Source organism: Vibrio sp. DNB22_10_4 (genome assembly GCF_052879755.1).
Genome location: NZ_JBNNXW010000001.1, coordinates 259,925 through 277,648, shown reverse-complemented (window position 1 = coordinate 277,648; position 17,724 = coordinate 259,925). Strand labels below are relative to the sequence as shown.

Below are 17,724 nucleotides of genomic sequence, written 5' to 3'. Positions count from 1 at the left end.
ATTAAAAGGCTGCTTGAATAAGCAGCCTTAAATGTTACGCCCAAGGCATCAAACTACCTTCGCTGTCAAAACAGAATTCCTGCTCCGTCCCCATTACAGCTTCCGCTTTTTCCAGTTCTTCAACTACCGGCTTAAGCGCCTCAGAGACATAGATATTGTCGAGATCTAACGTGTTGCGAATCCAAACAATTTTGGCTTTGCTAATGTCATGGATTGGCGCCGTTTTAAGTGCAAACACAATCGCTTCTCTATCGTTGCCCATCACCATGGGTATCTTAGCAGTCGCCAACGTACCCGCTGTTGCGGCATTGGTGTACATTGCAGAGAAATCGAGCTTTTGAACCAGCTGACGAGTCGTAATATCCGCCATGCCAATACCTACTCCATTACCGTGGGTCGCTTGCGTTAAAGAGAGAACAACGGTGCTAGAAATGTTTGGCCCTTTAAAACCACCCACACCAGAACCGGGTCTGCCCGTCACATTGGGATCCATCCCTTCACCACTGATGTTCTTGCCAATCTCCTGAATAATCAGCACGTCAATATCGGGGATTTGAATGGTGGCAATATTACGTTTCGCTTTGGCGAGATATTCAGGTTCTAAAGATAGAATGTTTTGCTGCTCAACGACTTCAATATCCATCAGTTCATCATAAGCATTTTCAACTAGGCCTATGGCAAACGGAACATGAATTTTGTCTAGTAGACGCTCTCCCGCCTCTGGGATAACGCGATGAAAGTTGTGAAACCCATAACGATGCAGTGAAGAAGCGCCAACGTGATTACCCAAACCAATGCACAGCATTTTAAGCAGCCCGCTCTCTACTTGTCCCTTAAAGTCTGCATGAGGTTTGATTTTATTGCATAGGATGATCCCATCTGCTTCCATCGCTACTTTGTCCAGATAGAGCGGCACGCCATCTGACATTGTTGCGACATGAACAACTTCCATAGAGGATACGATTGGAACGCCCATTGACTTTTCAGTCACGCCGTAAGTTTCGAGTATCACAACCTGACCCTCAGCATTGGCAGAGCCGTGACTTCCCATTGATGGGACGATGAATGGGTTTGCACCGTGATGTTTAAGAAACGCAATGGCTTCTTGTAGTACAGGGATGAGCCCAGATATCCCTCGACTACCAACGGTAATCGCTAATGACATACCATTAAGGCACTCTGGATTCGGAAAACGTGATAACGACTCATTGATCGCCTTAGGAATGTCATTGAGCTTATTTCTTTCAAAATGCTGCTTTACCTGGGTCATTTTAGGAAGCTCACATTCAAAGCCGCCATCCAGCGTAAATTTAATCTCTTTGTCAAACATATGCGACTTACCTCTCTAACCTCAAAACAGCAAGAGAGGGCATTGCCCTCTCTAAACTTCAATCACGAAACAAAATTTATTAGTTTGCTGCGACTTGTTTGATAGTGCTCATCCACTCATCGTAAACATCTGCACCAAGTTTTTGCTTATATTCTTCACGTACCGGCTCTGTTGCATCAATAAAGAGTTGAAGCTGCTCAGGGCTTAGCGCATTAACCTGAGTACCTAACTTCTTGAACTCTTCAATTTGCTTGCCTTCCTCTGCCGCAACGATTTCTTGTTGGTAGATTTCAGCATCGCGCATTGTGTCTGTGATTAGCTTTTGGTCGTCTGCTGACAGGCTGTGCCAAAACTCTAAGTTCATTACCGGAATATAAAAGGTAATTACGTGACCCGTTAAGCTGACGTAGTCTTGTACTTCATAAAAACGCTGTGCATAGATGTGAGCGATTGGGTTTTCTTGACCGTCGATAACACCTTGTTGCAGGCCTGAGTACACTTCACCAAAGTTCATTGGCGTAGCAGAAGCATTAAGGGAGTTAAATGTCTTCACGTGCGCCGGAACTTTCATGGTACGGATCTTAAGACCCTTAAGATCTTCTGGAGTTTCAACTGGACGAGAGTTATTGGTCACGTGACGTACACCATTTTCCATCCAACCGATACCCTGCAAGTTCATGTTGTTCAATTTGCTCAGCATCTTGTCACCCGTAGCGCTGTGCACTGTATCTAGAGCAGCTTGTTTACTTGGGTAAATAAATGGAAGTTCAACAACATCGAAAGAAGGATCCCAAGAAGAGTAGAAAGACGATGGAGATACCGCCATTTGCAACATCCCAGATTGAACCCCTTCAATCATTTCGCGGTCTGGTCCCATTTGCGAGTTCGCAAAGATCTGGACATCAAACTTACCGTCAGAGTTCTGTTCAAGATCCGACTTAAATTTCTCGAGAGCACGGTGAAGGTGATAGTTTTCATTGGCGCCATGACCAATGCGGATTGTCGTAGCGGCCATAACAGAAGTGGATAGTGCAAGCACAGATACGGCTGTCGCCATGATTAGTTTTTTCATAATGCCCTCTTGTTTCCCTTTGGGGGTAGTGTTCGTTAGTGGTCTTTGCCAATCTCTTGGTCGTTATAGTAATTCTACTTCGTGATATCTAACATATCACACTCTAGATCTTAATTATTGATCATCATTTGAGAACTTGCTGTGAGAGCTGTCACGAAATATATCAATAAGTAATTTGAATTTAAAATAATAAAGCCTTAGCAATAGCTAAGGCTTTATATAATCTTATTTAACTACAACTATTATTAACCAATTAGTTCCGTTAAGAATAAGGATAAACTCGGTATAAATGTCACAGCCAATAAAAGAACTAACATCGAACATAAGAATGGTATTAATGCTTTAGATATCTTCTCAATACTGACATTAGATACTTGGCTTGCAACAAATATATTCACTCCTAAGGGGGGAGTACAGAAACCGATTGCAAGGTTAACGGTTAGGATGACACCAAATACAATTGGATCGACACCTAGCTGTTTAACTACTGGCAATAGAATTGGTGTAAGTATAATGATTGCCGAGATGGTTTCCATAAACATGCCAATAATTAATAGCATGCCATTAATGAGCAACAGTAACACTATAGGGTTGTCTGTCAATCCCACTAAAGTACTAGCAACTACTGAAGGAATTTGCTCAAATGTCACCAATCGACCGAATGCAGCAGCAAAAACAACAAGTACCAGTATCGTCGCTGACGTTAGCGTTGAGCGCGCAAAAATGCTTGGCAGGTCTGAAAACGAAATCTCTTTGTAAATGAAGAGACCACAGATGATTGCATACACAACCGCAACCGCTCCAGCTTCTGTTGGCGTAAACACACCACCATAAATACCGCCTAAGATGATGCCAGGAACAATAAGCGCCCAAATAGACTCTTTAAATTGAGCACCTACTCCTGCCCAAGAAAACGGAGTTGGCTCAACATCCATAATAGGTTGGTTTCTCACTACTACACGACTCATCGCCATAAAAGTAAGACCAAACAAAACACCTGGAACAATGCCAGCCAAGAACAGTTTACCGATGGAAACTTCAGCCGAAACACCATAGATAATGAAAGGAATACTTGGTGGAATCATCACACCAATCATGCCTGCAGACGCAGTCAGTGCCGAAGAGAAATCCTTTTTGTAACCTTGCTGTGTCATCGATGGGATGATGTTTGAGCCAATCGCAGCAACGGTTGCGGGTGCTGAGCCCGAGATGGCAGCAAAGAACATTGACGCAATAACGTTAACATAGCAAAGCGACGCTCGAATATGGCCAACTAAAGAATACGCAAAGCCGATAATTCGTTTAGACAATCCGCCCTTTTGCATCAGATCACCCGCTAGAATGAACAAAGGTACGGCAATTAGCGGAAAGGAATCCGCGCCTGTCACTATCGAGCGAGCCATAAGACTCAATGGTGGCGTACCATCGACAAAGCTCATGACAAACAGCGAACTCATTCCTAAGCTCATCGCAATAGGCATACCTAGAATAAGCAATAAACCTAAAGCACAAAATAATATAATTCCAGACATTTTATACCTCTACTGGTGAAGAGACTTTTGTTCTATTTACAACATAAAACTGAACAATTCTAAATACAGATAATAATGAACCAACAGGAGCCGATGCATACATAACTGCTATCGGAAGGTTGAGTACAACTGATTTTTGAGACAATACGTAAGGAAGAGTAATCAATTTATAAGATTGATATGTCATCGTTAATAGGAAAGCGACAATTGCTATATCAATGATTACTTCTAAGTATTTTTTAATTTTCTCTGGGAGAAGGTCTTGGAAAAACGTGACTTTAACGTGTTTTCTCTCTTTAAATGCATATGCAATCCCTACCCATATAAACCATATAAATGTCCATAACGTTAATTCCTCCGACCAGGACAAGGCATTCTGAAATACGTATCTCATTATTACCTGTATCGTAATCAGTATTACAATTGCTGCTAGAAGCAATGCCCCAACGGCACCTTCTAAGTTTTCATTTAGCCATTTCATCGTACTGCACTCACCAATTAACTTACTAGAACTGATATATCAGATAACATACACGCCAAAACTGAATAAAAACACCTCAAACCCGCAATAAATAGGGCGAACATTGGGTTTCTTGGGCTTGATCACAGTTTGCCAACAAAGGAATTTCGATCTTAAAAAACGACTGATATGTTAGATCTCAGATATCAAGTATTACAGACAAGAGGTAATGTGAAATGACCGGTGAGACCAAATTCAAAGTCTACGTATCAGACTATGACTACCCAGACTTAGATATTGAGCGCAGCGTCTTGGAGCCAATTGGTGCAGAGGTAATAGGCCTTAGATGCAAGACTGGCATTGGTTTAGGTGAGCTTGCAAAGGATGCGGATGCGATATTGCAGCAGTACGCAAAGATCCCAAGAACCACAATTGAGCAATTGGACAACTGTAAGATCATCTGTCGCTACGGTATTGGCGTCGACATTCTCGACGTAGAAGCGTGCTACGACCATGGCATCAAAGTGTCTAACGTCCCGGACTACTGCATTGATGAAGTGGCCGATCACTCTATCTCTCTCGGTCTCACACTTTTCAGAAGAATTCCGGCATACAACAAGTTTACGCACGAAGGAAACTGGCACTGGGATATGGATGGTTTAGTACCTAAGCGCTTCCGATCTTCTGTTTGGGGTCTGATTGGCTTTGGCAGAATTGCTCAAAACATTGCCAAGAAAATGACCGCGCTCGGCTTCAAGGTCGTCTCTTTCGACCCATATGTATCCGGCTCTTACATGAATACATTTGGTGTCGAAAAGGTAGATTTGGATACGCTCATTGAAACGTCAGATGTGGTTAACGTTATGTGTCCGCATACGCCGGAAACCGATCGTCTAATTAATGAAGATCGCCTGCGCCAGATGAAGCCAAACGCCGTACTCGTCAATGGTGCTCGCGGCAAAGTGGTCGATAACAACGCGCTTTATAAAGCGCTGGTTGAAGGTTGGATTGCGTCTGCAGGACTGGATGACCCAGAAGAAGAACCAGCCAAACTCGACAATTGGAACCCAAATGACAACCCAATATTTGGTTTAGATAACTGTATTGTGACCCCTCACGTTGCTTATGTATCGCAAGAAGCGTTCCAAGAATGCCGCCGTATTGCAGCAGAAAATGCCAAAGCCGTATTGCTTGGTGGTGAGCCCCTTGATCCTGTCGCTCGAGTTAAAACGCCTATTTCGGAACAGTAGTTATGAGAAACGAAACCATTACAGCCATCGAGGAGCACAAGGTATTTGCCATTGTTCGTGGCATATCTCCGGACAATGTTCGCCCAACGATGCAGGCTCTTATCAAAGGTGGGATCCGCCTGGTTGAAGTGACGTTTGATCGTAAGAATGGCGAAGCCAATACCTTAGCTGCGCTAGACATACTCTCGACCGAGTTTGCTGACCAATTGATTTTTGGAGCAGGCACAGTCACTACGGTCGAACAGGTCAAAGCAGTAAGCGATCTTGGTGGACAATTTATTGTGTCCCCGGATTTTAATCCAGAAGTCATAAAGAAAACTCGTGAGTTGGAGATGGTTTCACTGCCTGGAGTTATGACGCCAACAGAAGCGGTGCAAGCTGATGCCGCTGGTGCTGACTTTATCAAGCTGTTCCCTGGTGGGCTACTTGGTCCCAGTTATTTGGGTGCTTTGAGTGCACCTCTTTCAGACCTGAAATTTATCGCCGTTGGTGGAGTAAATGCAGACAACATCCCTGACTTTGCCAAAGCAGGTGCCGTTGGATTTGGCATTGGCTCCAACCTGGTTAATAACGCATTAGTCGACAACAACGAGTTCGACATCATTTACCAAAATGCTTGCCAATTTACGCAAGCTGTTGAATCAATTAGGAAGTAATCATGGAATACGCAAAAAAAATCATCAACCCTCGTCCAAATATCAATGAAGAGCTAATTGCGAAATGCGCTGAAATGACCGATACACTGAGCGTGAGTGCTGTATTCAGTGATGCTTTTAAGCGCGATGGCGTGATGGACCACGAAATCAAATTCCGTTCAGTCAATAAGCCATTTATCGGCTCTGCATTGACGGTAAAACTTAAGCCAGGCGACATCGTTGACTGCCTACCAATCTTCGATATTGCTAAGCCGGGTGATGTTGTCGTTATCGATGCAAACGGCACACCAAACACGTCTATCTGGGGCGGTTTGATGTCTGGCCTAGCACGTGCTGCTGGCGTAGCAGGTGCCGTTGTTGATGGATCTGTTCGTGATACTGACGAATCAAAAGTTCTCGACTTCCCAGTGGCGTCTCGCTCAGTGTCTCCTCGTGCTGCACACTCAGCAGAAACAGGGCGTACAGAACCTATTGAAATCAACGTTCCTGTGGTTTGTGGTGGTCAAATTGTAAAACCAGGCGACCTTGTAGTAGCAGATGAACTAGGTGTAACCGTTGTACCTTACGAGTTCGTTGAAGAAGTTTACCCAGCTGCGAAACAGCTTGCGGAAAACGAGAAAAAAGTTCGCGAAGAAATCCTAAATGGCGCAACTGTTGAAGAGCTACTTTCTAAGTTCGGCCGCATCTAATTCTCCCATAGGCTCATCGAAAGATGAGCCTTTTTACGAGGGCAATTCCATTGATTATTACAATAGATACAGGCACGACCAACACCCGCGTAGCACTGTTTGAAGGGAAAAACCGTATTGATCAGGTAAAGGCGAATGTAGGCGTTCGTGATACCAGTATCGATGGCAATAACCTTAAGTTGGTCAACACTATATCGACAGCCATTGAGGAGCTGAAAAGCAAGCATTCGCTTCAAGATTCTGACATTCAAGCGATCTTAGCGGCGGGGATGATTACCTCAAACCTAGGCTTACATGAAGTGCCGCATCTCGTCGCTCCGGCCTCATTGGATGATTTTGCTAACAACGTGACATCCATTGTAAATGACTCAATATCGCCACTACCGATTCATTTTATTCCTGGTGTAAAAAACCTTAATACCGACAACATAATCTCTGTTATGGGTCTGGATATTATGCGTGGTGAGGAAGTAGAGGCATTGGCGATTGCAGAGCAATTTAACATTGATCAAGATGCGATTATTGCACTGCCCGGCTCACACTCTAAATTCGTCGCGATAGATTCAAACAAGACGATCAACGGCTGCTGTACTACATTAGCAGGTGAGCTCAATGCCATCATCACCAATAACACGATCTTAACCAGTTCGCTGGAGAACCGTTTCTCAGAAACGCTTTGCAATGAAGCATTGCTGGAAGGCTACAATGCAGTTGAGCAATTTGGCATGGGGCACGCTTTGTTTTTGATAAGACTTCAAGAGCAGTTTGAAGGCCGCTGTCATGAAAAACTGGCAAGCTTCCTAGTCGGTGTCATTCTTCATTCTGATATTAAAGCCCTAACGTCTGCTCCACAGCTTGGCTTTACTTCAGAGACACCCGTTTACATTGGAGGCTCGGGTTTACTTTGTGAAGCCACAGCTTATCTACTCCAACAGCAATTTCCTGACAATCCTGTTCACCAATGCACTGATATTCAAGACTTATCTGCTGTCGGTTCCATGTTTGTCGCTGCAAAAGCAAACATAATTTAGTCAACCCCAATTGTGACTAACCATGAGCTTTCCGTACCTCGAGTGGAAAGCTCTTTTTTCGGAGTCTCGTCAATGAAAGCCATTACCTACCAACCTACTTGCGATCAATTCCAGCTAAGTGACATTCCTGTGCCTACCGCTTTCGAAAATCAGGCCTTAATCAAGGTCATTACGTGTGGGCTCAACCCTGTCGATACCAAGATCCCTAATTGGCAACATCTGGTTGAAAACATGGACAGTCATTTTGTTGTTGGGTTGGATGTTGTAGGCGAGATCGTAGACATCTCGTCACAGAATACACCTTGGCAAGTGGGCGACAAGGTTCTATTTCACGGCAATATGTTCGATCCCAACGGTGGGCTCGCCGAGTATTGTCTACAAGATCACCGAACCTTAACTCGATTACCCAAAGTCAGCGACGACTTCGCAGCTTCTACCCCATGCGCAGGCTGGACGGCATGGAGAGCATTGGTTGACAAACTTCGAGTGCAAACCAAACGCTCTCTACTCATTGCTGGAGGTGCAGGCGGTGTGGGAGGCTTCGCGATTCAACTGGCGAGGTACTTTGGCGTAAAAACAATCATAGCGACATGTTCTGAGAAAAATGCCGATTATGTGAGGCAGCTTGGCGCGACTCACATCATTGATTATCAAAATCAGGACGTGGTCGCTGAAGTGATGGCGATAACAGCAAGTCAAGGAGTCGATATTGCCCTTGACTGCGTAGGCGCTCAATCTGAGCTGTACTGTGCCAACTCATTAAAATTCGACGGTGAAATGGTTGAGCTTGTCGAGACGGCGGATCTCAATCGATATCTCCAAGCCAAAGCAAGAGGAGTCACGGTTCACCAGCTCAGTCTTGGTGCCGGCTATAACCATGGAAGCGCTGGTCGAGACTCTATCCGACGTGCAGGTGAATCTTTCAATAAACTCCTTGAACAAGGTGACCTTACCCCACCTAAGATCACGACTATCCCCTTTGAGGAAGCAGCGAGTGCGCTAATGGAAATCAGAAACCAGAGAACAGTTGGCAAGATTGTGGTCGATGTTTCAGGACAGAACAGGACATCCTGTTAATGAACGTATCCAGAAGAGGTGAACTACTGCTTTTTGCTGCCACATTATGCGCTGCTAGCGGGTGGGTAACGTCAAAGTATGTGTTATATGAAATGCCTAGTTCAATGTTCGTGGCTGGGCGATTTTTTATCGCTGCAGCGCTTCTTCTGCCGTTTTGCTTCCAAGAACTAAAACGTTTTTCTTGGTCGATTTTTAAGAATCTTATCTTTGTCGGCTCACTGCTCGCAGCTTCTATCAATGTGTGGGTTCATGCGGTCAGCACTACCAATAGCCTTGCTGAGGGCGCGTTTATCATGAGCCTTGCTATGATCATTGCGCCATTAACTCAATGGCTGCTCCTAAGGCAAAATCCTAGCTCTGCATTTTGGGTCTCTCTACCGCTAGCTACGCTCGGAATGATGCTGCTAACACTCAAAAATGGCTGGCACTTCGATCCAAGCTTGGGGTACTTTTTTCTTTCTTCGTGCCTGCTTTCTGCACACTTCGTACTAAACAAACGAGTAAGCGCTCAGCTATCAGCACTGCCTTCAATCTGTATTCAGATGTTTGTTGTCGCTATCAGTGGAGGCATTTTATACGTTATGGATGGTGCGCCCAGTATCGAGGTCTCGACTTCTGGTTGGTTCTATTTTGCACTCGCCACACTATTAGCCACGACCATGAGGTACTTAACCCAAACGATTGGGCAAGGCACAACATCGATTGCCACAGCCTCGCTCATCATGATCTTAGAGCCTATCTGGACTTTACTAATGAGTGTTGCGCTTTTTGGTAGTCATTTAAGCATCACAGATACGCTAGGTGGTGCGTTGATATTGCTGTCACTATATGTGTATGTAAAGCGCTCTAGCAGGCACGGCAATTAAAGAGTTGAGTGCTTAACACTTGTACTTATGCAGTATGTTTTTAGGAATGTGGCAATAATCATTCGGATGTAGCGTCAATCGATCTTGATGCTCTTCATCACTCTTGACGTAGTTACTGAGCGGCAGTACTTCAACCGCGATTTTATCTGAATCTGGACGCGCCGCGATATACTGTCGAACAAGTTCAAGATGCTTAGGATTCACACTGTAAACTCCAGTGCGGTATTTGGTCCCGACATCTTCCCCTTGCTTGTTGAGGCTGTACGGGTCAATGATTTCAAAAAAGAAATCCATCAACTGTTCGACAGTCACTTTATCTGGGTCAAACTCAGTGAGAACACACTCAGCATAGCCATCGTAGTCACTTGCAGTGGTATCAGTTGTGCCATTGGCTCTACCTGCTTGGGTTTTTACCACACCAGGTAAGTGGCGCATGAACTCTTGCACACCCCATAAACAGCCACCAGAAAAGTAGATCTTTTCCATCTTGTATCGCACCCCAAACACACTTTAAGGCAGGCAAGGTAACACAGTTTAGAGCGAGATGGGACTATGCTGACAAGGTCTAACACGAATTGATGGGGCTCGGCCTCTAAATCAAGGTCGGATATGAGAAGTAGGCGAAAATTCTGAATCAAACTCGATGCAAAGCGTACGAAGACAAATACTCTCGGTGCTAGGATATCAAAATATAAACGTCTGCCGCATTGTGGGAATCGCGGCTTAATGGAGAAAAACTATGCGTAATCGGCATTTAGGCGAGCTCGTATTGAGTGAAGCACAGATCCAAGCTGGTACAAAGACAGTCGCTGAGCTTATCAATCAACAATTCAAAGAAGTGGTGGTCATCTCTGTGGTACCGGGTGGTATCTTGTTCACCGCTGACCTAGTAAGACAGCTGACGATTGATGTGAGTATGGATACCATCTCATGCCCTCATACACCGGGTGATCGCAACAACAAATCCGAAATTGTTTATCATCAGAATATCGAAATTGAAGGCAAAGATGTCATCGTAATTGATGATGCCATTGAGTCCGGCGGTACCATGAAACGTCTGGTTGAGTATTTGTCCAAAAACTATCAACCGAAATCTCTGTCTATCGCCACCCTGTTTGTCAAACCGGGCAGAGTGGATATCCCATTCCCGCAGCTTTATGCCTATGAGATGGAAAACGATGATTTGCTCGTCGGTTTCGGGCTGCCTTGGAACGACAAGCTAAGAAACGTTCCTTACGTCTCCAAGCTTGTAAAATAACCAAAACACAAAGGGGCGTGTATAGCCCCTTTGTTTTGTCCTTTACTTTTCAACGACTGCGGCGAACTCTTCTGCAAACGCTCTAAAGGTTCTTGGCTCTTGACCTGTGACAAAAGCACTCGCTCTAAGCCATGCGGGCATCTGCTATCTACCCTACTCCCTGTTGCGTGATGAGCTAAATACGGGCGATGCCACACCCATACTTGAGCCCTGGATCCCCCAAGATCGAACCATGCTACTTGTCTACTCAGACAATCGACATTTACCGCTTAAGTCTCAGTTATTTATTGAGTTCATAAGAGAGAAGCGCGCCGAGTTTGAAGAAAAACTGTCAGGGATTTCCCAAACTCAAAGCGGTGAGTGACAGGCATCTCATTCACTAATCTCGACCACTATCCAATCACCCAAAAATCAGCTATTATCATCCGAAATTCAATTTAGGTGGTATTGTATGACAAGTAATTTTAAGTTAGCTGCCTCTGAGCTACTAGGGCGCAGAGTGCCAGGCACTAAAGCGCCACGCCTTGATGAATCGCAGCGCCCGAAAACACTCGACGATGCACTGCAAATCCAATCATCGATGATTGATATCCACAGTGACAAGGTGGGTGGCTGGAAGTGTTTACTTCCTCTCGCAGACGATAAGTTCGTCGTTGCGCCGATTTTTGCCGACAGTGTGCAAACTGGTGAAGTGTGTAAGCTGTTTGCGGACAATAATATCGCTCGAGTCGAGCCAGAAATCGCCTTCGTACTCAACAAAGCGCTGCCCACTAACCCTGAAGGCTATAGCGAAGAGCAAATCAACGATGCTATCGGCTCCTGCCACATGGCGCTAGAGCTAATGCAGTCACGTTTTGCGGACGATAGCGGTGCTGAGTTCTATGAAAAGCTGGCTGACTGTTTGGTTAACCAAGGGCTATTCATTGGTCCTGAGCTTCCTCGTGAGAAGGCATTTGATGCAGCAAATATCAACATTAACGTCTCTCAAGGCGACGATGTGCAAACCTTCGCAGGTGAGCACCCAAACAAACTCGCTCAAACGCCAATTTACTGGCTAATCAATACCATGACTCGTCGTGGTGTTGACTTCCAAGCAGGTGAAGCAATCATCACAGGTTCTTACTGTGGCATCGTTGAAGTGGCGTTTGATAAGCCTACTACGATTCAGTATGAAGGTTTTGGTGAATACCAAGTCACATTTAAGGCTAAAGGTTAAGCCTTAGCAAGAGTGAATGCGCGCAGCTCTGCGCGCTTGAACGACTCCATAGCTCTCTATTTTAAGGGGTCAACGCACTTATCTGATCATGTATTCGCTCCAACGCCTCGACTCGACGGATCTGACGGCTGTCAAACAAAGGCTCTCTGAGTTCGGCGATGGCTTGCTTTCTGTCATACTCCGACAACGACTCATTCTCGATGATCTCGGCTCGCGCCAACATATAGCTTTGAACGCTTTGCTCAAACTGCGCCCTTTTCTCATCCAGTGCCGCCAACCTTTGGCTCGCTTCAGCACCAACTAATGACTCTCGAACTAAAAACTGACTTTGCGCATCCATAGAGTTTGTCTCATTCAGCGCTGTCAGTAAGTTGGCGTTGTGATAGCTTTCCTGAAGCTCCGGGGACAGTTGTGCTAGTTCTTGTTGCCACATCTGCTGGTACTCTGCTGGGCTTTGAGCTATCTGTTTTAGCTCTTTTTGCCTAAGCGCAAGCTCTCGCATTTGGTTTTCTTCTGCAAATAATCTTTGCTGCTCCTCAACAGTAAAAAAGTGCGCTTGAAGTGCTAATATTTGCTGATGCAAAGCACTAAAGTCATCGGTTGCACCCAGTTCTGCCAATGCTGCTTTGTATTGGATGAATTTCTTAAAGAGCACAGGATCCATACCAGTTGAGCTGTCGCTATAGTGTTCAAATCTTTGCTCGATTGTCTTCACGTCTGTTTGACTAGCATCAGACAGAAAGTAATCGAAGGTATCACGAAGTGACGCCTCATCAACTTGAGTGTCCTGTTGAGAGGGCGCCTGTATTGCCAAATTCGAACTATCGCGGGCTGCCGTCCAAATCCGAGCGCCCGCAACAACAATGCTAACTACGGACAAGAACATCAGCCCCTTGGTTATCATTCGCATGGCTAGAGTCCTTGAAGTTGGAGTCGATTAGCATGTTGGCGGTATAAGGTTTTCGGGTCGGTTTCAAATAAGTGGTGGATACCAAGCAGGCCATTGATTTCATCAAGATGATTCATCTTGTAATCGTCGCCAATCACCTTGCCTAAATGGGTGCTGCACTGACCCACTAGGCCATCATTAGGCTCATCAAAAGCAAGTCCTAGGATAAGCATTGCTGGATCGGCAGGGTCGAGCACATTAGTGTAGGTTGAAGTGCCTGTCCAAGAGTAATAATAAACGCCATTGTCTGCTTGCCAGTCACCATCACCACAAGTGGCGGTAGGCACACCTTCTGGATAATGGGCATTAAACGCCAGTGACCCCTGTGTTGTGAGCGCTTCAAGTGAGCTCAGTCCGTTTTGAGGTAAATCGGAGCCACCAGAGAGCAAACCAATCAGTGTGGTCAATCCACCCGCCAGTTTTACTGCGATTGCTTCAGCGGCAGAGCCTTCAGGGACGGTGCTGCGCACCAGATCTGCCACTTTAGAGCCTTTGTTTACACCACCAATACTTGTCACGGAGGCCACCATTTCCGGCGCTACCGAAGCAACATATCTGGCAGTCGGCGCACCGTGACTATGACCGATAAGATTGACCTTTTTCGCGCCAGTGACTGCGAGTACGTTCTCTACCTGAGTAAGTAGTTGCTCACCTCGAACTTCAGAGCTGTTGGTTGCTGAAATCTGCGCGACGAACACTGTTGCTCCATCCTTACTCAAGGTTTGCGGAATGCCGTAGAAGTAATCAAAACCCGCTAGAGAATCAAAACCAAACAGCCCATGAACCAACACGATGGGGTATTGGGTTTGTGTGTATCCAGACTGATGACCAAACAGTTTAGCTTGAACATTGAGCGCCATAGCCGCGCACAAAAAAACCAGTGACATGTGTTTCATTGTTATCTTTCCTTGTCAGACCTCCGATGAGTCGATCAGCGTAGTAGAGCAAATTTGAGGTCGCCAAAGTGCATTTAAAAAATGTGAATTTGTGCCCATATTTGCATATCAACCTCATTTGCAATGATCACATCCATCGAATAAGCAACTATTGTCATACGGTTTTAACGTGCAAGTCATAAAGATAAATAAGAATAATTACTCCACCCTAAACCACGGATATCAAAATGAATTACAACAAGTTAATCCTTTTAGTTGGTAGCTTATTCGCACTACCAAGCGTCGCAGACACAGACGTCTACCTCACTAATAACTCCGATAAGCCATTGACCATTCAGGTACAACATCAGGGAACAGCAGAGCTGAATTACGGTGAAGAATGGCAGCAGCACATCGAAACACTGGGGCCTTGGGAAACCAAGTCTGTGCTCAGTTTTAATCGCTGGGAGGGCGTGAAATCCAATCACACTTATCAGTTTGAAACCGTGGTTTCTAACCCAAAAGGGGAGAGTGTCACCCTAAGTCAGGTGATGAAAGGTCATTGGTACAATTCAACCATCGAATATGGAGTATCTTCGGCGGATGTTGGTCTCGTACTCAAAGAGGATCGCGACATACACAGATCAATGACCGACGCCTTTGATAGCGGCACCGAGCTCGCATTTAAGTCCGTCAAAACCGCACGCTACGACGATTTGTATTACACCATTACCCCAAAAAAGGTCGATGAAACTATCGACAACAACGATCAGCACTTAAAACTGATGACCTACAACATTTGGGCTCTGCCGGCTATCGCTTCACATATCGGCGATCGCTACGAGCTACTGCCCAATTATGTCAAAGGTTATGATGTGCTCGCACTGCAGGAGGTATTTGCCAGTGGCCGCGATGCTTTTTTGAGGGAGTTGGCCAAAGAGTACCCTTACCAAACCAAGATGTTGGATAAGGAAGGCATCAACATCTACGACGGTGGCGTCATCATTGTCAGCCGTTACCCTATCGTCAATGAGGCACAATATGTGTTTCCGGATTGTTCTGGCACCGATTGCTTCGCAGACAAAGGGGTCAACTATGCCGAAATCATTAAAGGCGGTGAGGCATACCATGTCTTCGCTACGCACACCGCTTCGTTTGACACAGACACGGCGCGTGCATTTAGACAGAAGCAGTTTCAGCAAATCAAGGCTCTCGCGCATTCATTACAAATTCCCGCTCACGAGACCGTGGTCTACAGCGGTGACTTCAACGTTAACAAGCTCAAGTTTCCAGAAGATTACCAGCAGATGATTACCAACCTGAGCGCTATCGAGCCCGCGTATTCTGGCTACACCGAATCGACATTTGATCCGCGCATCAATGACTTTGCGGGCGAAGCGCTATCTGGCGGCGAGAATGTCGAATACCTCGATTACGTCATGGTGAGTAGCGAGTTTGGTCAGCGTGCCTCTAACGACAACCGAGTCGATGTCCCTCGTTCAACCGATGATAGTTTGTGGAAACACTACAATCTGTCGGACCACTTTCCAGTTGTGGCGGCGATTAAGCCATGAAGCGCCTGACCTTATTAACTGTGTCCGTCATTTTGGCGGGCACAGTGATGCTGTATGTTAGCGGTAATACCCCGTCCCAAGTGCAAGACGCGACTCCAGAAAAGGCAGAAGCAGACACAAACAATGCCGTTCTGATTACTGATTCAACGAGTAGGGTCTCTGCTGGCAGATCTGCATTACCAATAACTAGAAAAAAAGATGGGCTAACTACAAGCCTTGAACATTACGCTCATCAGCTTCAATCTGAAAAAGGTAAAAGACTTATTGAGTCACTCGAGTCATTCTGGCGCAGCTGCTTGTCTCAGAGTAACTGCGAGGACAGCCTTATCGCCCTAAAGCAAATCATAACCCCAAACTACTTCGAGCTTACAAAAAACTACCCAGAGCTTAGTCGTCTTTGGCAACAAAGGCTTGGCACCTTGCTCTTTGAAAACGAACAGTCACTGATATCACGTATCGCTCAATTTAAACACCAAGCGAAACTTGTTTGGGGAGAGTGGGCAGAGGTTTTGTTGAGCGATGAATTTGCGGCTTATGATTTCGAACTAAATCAGCAAAACCTACCACTAGAAAGTCCAGAGCAATATCGTGAGGCGTTTGAGGTGCTTTTAGAGGCGTCCCAAGAACATGATTTAGGCTTAAATACCGATGTAGCCAAGTTCGAAAAAGCGGTGAGCTCCTTACCAGACATAATGAACCAGGACGAAAAAAGCGCATTTATTGACGAGCTTGAGCACACCTATTTGTCGCCGGCACAGAGCGAGGAAATTCGAGCCAGAGAGCGGCAAGTCACCACGCAGCAAAACATGGTCCGAGACTATCACGTTGAATTGAATCAGCTTGAAAATAGTCTTTCGCAGCAAAGAAAAACTGGCTATACGGGGCTAACTGACGCTCAATGGCAAACGATCTACCAACAAAAAGTCAGCGAGTTTCGACACGAATTTTTTGATAGCTTTTAGCGAGTAAGCGATAGGTTTTGGTCTTGATGAAGTCTATAAAGCAAGGAAAGAAACTAACGGATATGAGTGATATTGCCTGCTATACGCAACGAAGGCACTACTTTGGGTCGTGCCTTCGTTTTTTTAAGTGGCTTTGTTACTCGATTTCAACCATAGGTCTAAACGTCATTTCATGCATCACTACATCAGCTGGCAGCTCTAGTACCTGAATCACCGCTTTAGCAACACTTGCTGGATGCATATACTCAGGGCGCTCTGCCTCGCGGAAATTCGTATCGGTGCCACCAGGGAACAGTGAGGTTACTTTAATGCCATGAGGCTGCGCTTCTTTCATCAAGATGGCGCTAAAACCTGCGAACCCTTGTTTCATTGCTGAGTAGATACTCATGGTTTCGTTGGCACGTTTCGCAGCTGTGCTCACTACATTGATGATTTGACCTGATTTTTTTGGCTTCATCACTTTAAGCGCTTCACGGCTTAGTAGTGCCGGCGCACGAAGATTGATAGCGTATTGCTCTTCAAACTCTTCTAACGTGAACTCTTCAATCGAGCATTTACGAGAAATCATGCCCGCATTGTTGATCAGTACATCAACACCACCAACAAGTGCGATTGCTTTGTCAAACAGAGCTACCGTTTCACTTGCGTCACTGAGATCCGCAACAACAACCTCGCAACCGGTTTGCTGTTTCAACTGAGCCAGCTTGTCTTCGCTGCGCCCTGACGCAACAACCTTAAAGCCCTTTTCACACAGTTGTTTAGTAAGCTCGTAACCAATGCCGCTCGTCGCGCCTGTAATTAGGATAGTTTTCATATAGTTCTCTCAAAGCAGTGATAGGGAGGCATGTAACGCAAGGTATAAAGTAGCACTGCTAACAACAAAAGGCAGTTACATACTGTAAACTCACCTAATAGCCTACCTAGTCA

At 45.5% G+C, this 17,724-nt stretch carries 19 protein-coding genes; 11 read left to right on the top strand and 8 right to left on the bottom strand.

Annotated features, from left to right (window positions below; genetic code table 11):
- Positions 1-34 precede the first annotated feature (34 nt).
- From ACVA6Q_RS01075 to ACVA6Q_RS01060, 4 genes are all read right to left on the bottom strand, one after another.
- Positions 35-1,330, bottom strand: a complete 1,296-nt coding sequence (locus ACVA6Q_RS01075) for a lactate racemase domain-containing protein (protein WP_446646171.1) — start codon at positions 1,328-1,330, stop codon at positions 35-37.
- A 79-nt stretch (positions 1,331-1,409) separates the two neighbouring features.
- A complete protein-coding gene (locus tag ACVA6Q_RS01070; RefSeq protein ID WP_418642710.1) occupies positions 1,410-2,402 on the bottom strand; it encodes a TRAP transporter substrate-binding protein in 993 nt (330 codons plus the stop codon).
- A gap of 245 nt (positions 2,403-2,647) precedes the next feature.
- Positions 2,648-3,934 (bottom strand): TRAP transporter large permease, encoded by a 1,287-nt coding sequence (locus tag ACVA6Q_RS01065; protein WP_446646170.1) that lies wholly within the window; start codon positions 3,932-3,934, stop codon positions 2,648-2,650.
- Position 3,935: 1 nt separating this feature from the next.
- Positions 3,936-4,415, bottom strand: coding sequence for a TRAP transporter small permease (locus ACVA6Q_RS01060; protein WP_418642708.1), 480 nt, complete (start codon positions 4,413-4,415; stop codon positions 3,936-3,938).
- Between the two features lie 215 nt (positions 4,416-4,630).
- On the opposite strand from ACVA6Q_RS01060, the gene ACVA6Q_RS01055 reads away from it, so the two are divergent.
- From ACVA6Q_RS01055 to ACVA6Q_RS01030, 6 genes are all read left to right on the top strand, one after another.
- Entirely contained in the window at positions 4,631-5,644 is a 1,014-nt protein-coding gene (locus ACVA6Q_RS01055; protein WP_418642707.1) for a C-terminal binding protein, read from the top strand.
- 2 nt (positions 5,645-5,646) lie between these two features.
- A complete protein-coding gene (locus tag ACVA6Q_RS01050) occupies positions 5,647-6,300 on the top strand; it encodes a bifunctional 4-hydroxy-2-oxoglutarate aldolase/2-dehydro-3-deoxy-phosphogluconate aldolase (protein ID WP_446646169.1) in 654 nt (217 codons plus the stop codon).
- Positions 6,301-6,302: 2 nt separating this feature from the next.
- Complete coding sequence (locus tag ACVA6Q_RS01045) at positions 6,303-6,989, top strand: RraA family protein (RefSeq protein WP_418642705.1); 687 nt, start codon at positions 6,303-6,305, stop codon at positions 6,987-6,989.
- Between the two features lie 50 nt (positions 6,990-7,039).
- Positions 7,040-8,020, top strand: coding sequence for a 2-dehydro-3-deoxygalactonokinase (locus ACVA6Q_RS01040; protein WP_446646168.1), 981 nt, complete (start codon positions 7,040-7,042; stop codon positions 8,018-8,020).
- Between the two features lie 72 nt (positions 8,021-8,092).
- The gene (locus ACVA6Q_RS01035) at positions 8,093-9,097 is read left to right on the top strand and encodes a zinc-binding dehydrogenase (RefSeq protein ID WP_446646167.1); all 1,005 of its coding nucleotides are present in this window, start codon (positions 8,093-8,095) and stop codon (positions 9,095-9,097) included.
- Positions 9,097-9,963, top strand: coding sequence for a DMT family transporter (locus tag ACVA6Q_RS01030; RefSeq protein ID WP_446646166.1), 867 nt, complete (start codon positions 9,097-9,099; stop codon positions 9,961-9,963). Before ACVA6Q_RS01035 ends, ACVA6Q_RS01030 begins: the two co-directional genes overlap by 1 nt.
- A gap of 12 nt (positions 9,964-9,975) precedes the next feature.
- Here the strand turns inward: ACVA6Q_RS01030 and ACVA6Q_RS01025 are convergent, their stop codons facing one another.
- Entirely contained in the window at positions 9,976-10,449 is a 474-nt protein-coding gene (locus tag ACVA6Q_RS01025) for a peptide-methionine (S)-S-oxide reductase (protein WP_446646165.1), read from the bottom strand.
- A 253-nt stretch (positions 10,450-10,702) separates the two neighbouring features.
- Between ACVA6Q_RS01025 and ACVA6Q_RS01020 the strand changes: the two genes are divergently transcribed.
- The 3 genes from ACVA6Q_RS01020 to ACVA6Q_RS01010 all read left to right on the top strand — a co-directional run bounded on the left by ACVA6Q_RS01020 (position 10,703) and on the right by ACVA6Q_RS01010 (position 12,437).
- Positions 10,703-11,221 (top strand): phosphoribosyltransferase, encoded by a 519-nt coding sequence (locus ACVA6Q_RS01020; RefSeq protein ID WP_446646164.1) that lies wholly within the window; start codon positions 10,703-10,705, stop codon positions 11,219-11,221.
- A 106-nt stretch (positions 11,222-11,327) separates the two neighbouring features.
- Positions 11,328-11,585 (top strand): LysR substrate-binding domain-containing protein, encoded by a 258-nt coding sequence (locus tag ACVA6Q_RS01015; protein WP_446646163.1) that lies wholly within the window; start codon positions 11,328-11,330, stop codon positions 11,583-11,585.
- Between the two features lie 87 nt (positions 11,586-11,672).
- Positions 11,673-12,437, top strand: coding sequence for a hydratase (locus ACVA6Q_RS01010; protein WP_446646162.1), 765 nt, complete (start codon positions 11,673-11,675; stop codon positions 12,435-12,437).
- A gap of 61 nt (positions 12,438-12,498) precedes the next feature.
- Here the strand turns inward: ACVA6Q_RS01010 and ACVA6Q_RS01005 are convergent, their stop codons facing one another.
- Both ACVA6Q_RS01005 and ACVA6Q_RS01000 read right to left on the bottom strand, forming a co-directional pair.
- Positions 12,499-13,347 (bottom strand): lipase secretion chaperone, encoded by an 849-nt coding sequence (locus ACVA6Q_RS01005; protein ID WP_446646161.1) that lies wholly within the window; start codon positions 13,345-13,347, stop codon positions 12,499-12,501.
- Positions 13,348-13,349: 2 nt separating this feature from the next.
- A complete protein-coding gene (locus tag ACVA6Q_RS01000; protein ID WP_353500166.1) occupies positions 13,350-14,246 on the bottom strand; it encodes a lipase family alpha/beta hydrolase in 897 nt (298 codons plus the stop codon).
- A 263-nt stretch (positions 14,247-14,509) separates the two neighbouring features.
- Between ACVA6Q_RS01000 and ACVA6Q_RS00995 the strand changes: the two genes are divergently transcribed.
- Positions 14,510-15,835, top strand: a complete 1,326-nt coding sequence (locus ACVA6Q_RS00995) for a sphingomyelin phosphodiesterase (protein ID WP_446646160.1) — start codon at positions 14,510-14,512, stop codon at positions 15,833-15,835.
- Positions 15,832-16,797, top strand: a complete 966-nt coding sequence (locus tag ACVA6Q_RS00990) for a chromosome partitioning protein ParA (protein ID WP_446646159.1) — start codon at positions 15,832-15,834, stop codon at positions 16,795-16,797. The genes ACVA6Q_RS00995 and ACVA6Q_RS00990 overlap by 4 nt, the downstream gene beginning before the upstream one ends.
- 136 nt (positions 16,798-16,933) lie before the next feature.
- Here ACVA6Q_RS00990 and ACVA6Q_RS00985 read toward each other — a convergent pair whose 3' ends face one another.
- Positions 16,934-17,611: an SDR family oxidoreductase gene (locus ACVA6Q_RS00985; RefSeq protein WP_446646158.1), complete on the bottom strand. Its 678-nt coding sequence runs from the start codon at positions 17,609-17,611 to the stop codon at positions 16,934-16,936.
- Between the last annotated feature and the right edge of the window lie 113 nt (positions 17,612-17,724).

Coding starts and splice junctions, on each gene's coding strand:
- ACVA6Q_RS00995 (WP_446646160.1), top strand. CDS start 14,510: ATGAATTACAACAAGTTAATCCTTTTAGTTGGTAGCTTATTCGCACTA.
- ACVA6Q_RS01030 (WP_446646166.1), top strand. CDS start 9,097: ATGAACGTATCCAGAAGAGGTGAACTACTGCTTTTTGCTGCCACATTA.
- ACVA6Q_RS01075 (WP_446646171.1), bottom strand. CDS start 1,330: ATGTTTGACAAAGAGATTAAATTTACGCTGGATGGCGGCTTTGAATGT.
- ACVA6Q_RS01005 (WP_446646161.1), bottom strand. CDS start 13,347: ATGCGAATGATAACCAAGGGGCTGATGTTCTTGTCCGTAGTTAGCATT.
- ACVA6Q_RS01020 (WP_446646164.1), top strand. CDS start 10,703: ATGCGTAATCGGCATTTAGGCGAGCTCGTATTGAGTGAAGCACAGATC.
- ACVA6Q_RS01050 (WP_446646169.1), top strand. CDS start 5,647: ATGAGAAACGAAACCATTACAGCCATCGAGGAGCACAAGGTATTTGCC.
- ACVA6Q_RS01025 (WP_446646165.1), bottom strand. CDS start 10,449: ATGGAAAAGATCTACTTTTCTGGTGGCTGTTTATGGGGTGTGCAAGAG.
- ACVA6Q_RS01055 (WP_418642707.1), top strand. CDS start 4,631: ATGACCGGTGAGACCAAATTCAAAGTCTACGTATCAGACTATGACTAC.
- ACVA6Q_RS01065 (WP_446646170.1), bottom strand. CDS start 3,934: ATGTCTGGAATTATATTATTTTGTGCTTTAGGTTTATTGCTTATTCTA.
- ACVA6Q_RS01035 (WP_446646167.1), top strand. CDS start 8,093: ATGAAAGCCATTACCTACCAACCTACTTGCGATCAATTCCAGCTAAGT.
- ACVA6Q_RS00990 (WP_446646159.1), top strand. CDS start 15,832: ATGAAGCGCCTGACCTTATTAACTGTGTCCGTCATTTTGGCGGGCACA.
- ACVA6Q_RS01010 (WP_446646162.1), top strand. CDS start 11,673: ATGACAAGTAATTTTAAGTTAGCTGCCTCTGAGCTACTAGGGCGCAGA.
- ACVA6Q_RS00985 (WP_446646158.1), bottom strand. CDS start 17,611: ATGAAAACTATCCTAATTACAGGCGCGACGAGCGGCATTGGTTACGAG.
- ACVA6Q_RS01070 (WP_418642710.1), bottom strand. CDS start 2,402: ATGAAAAAACTAATCATGGCGACAGCCGTATCTGTGCTTGCACTATCC.
- ACVA6Q_RS01060 (WP_418642708.1), bottom strand. CDS start 4,415: ATGAAATGGCTAAATGAAAACTTAGAAGGTGCCGTTGGGGCATTGCTT.
- ACVA6Q_RS01000 (WP_353500166.1), bottom strand. CDS start 14,246: ATGGCGCTCAATGTTCAAGCTAAACTGTTTGGTCATCAGTCTGGATAC.
- ACVA6Q_RS01045 (WP_418642705.1), top strand. CDS start 6,303: ATGGAATACGCAAAAAAAATCATCAACCCTCGTCCAAATATCAATGAA.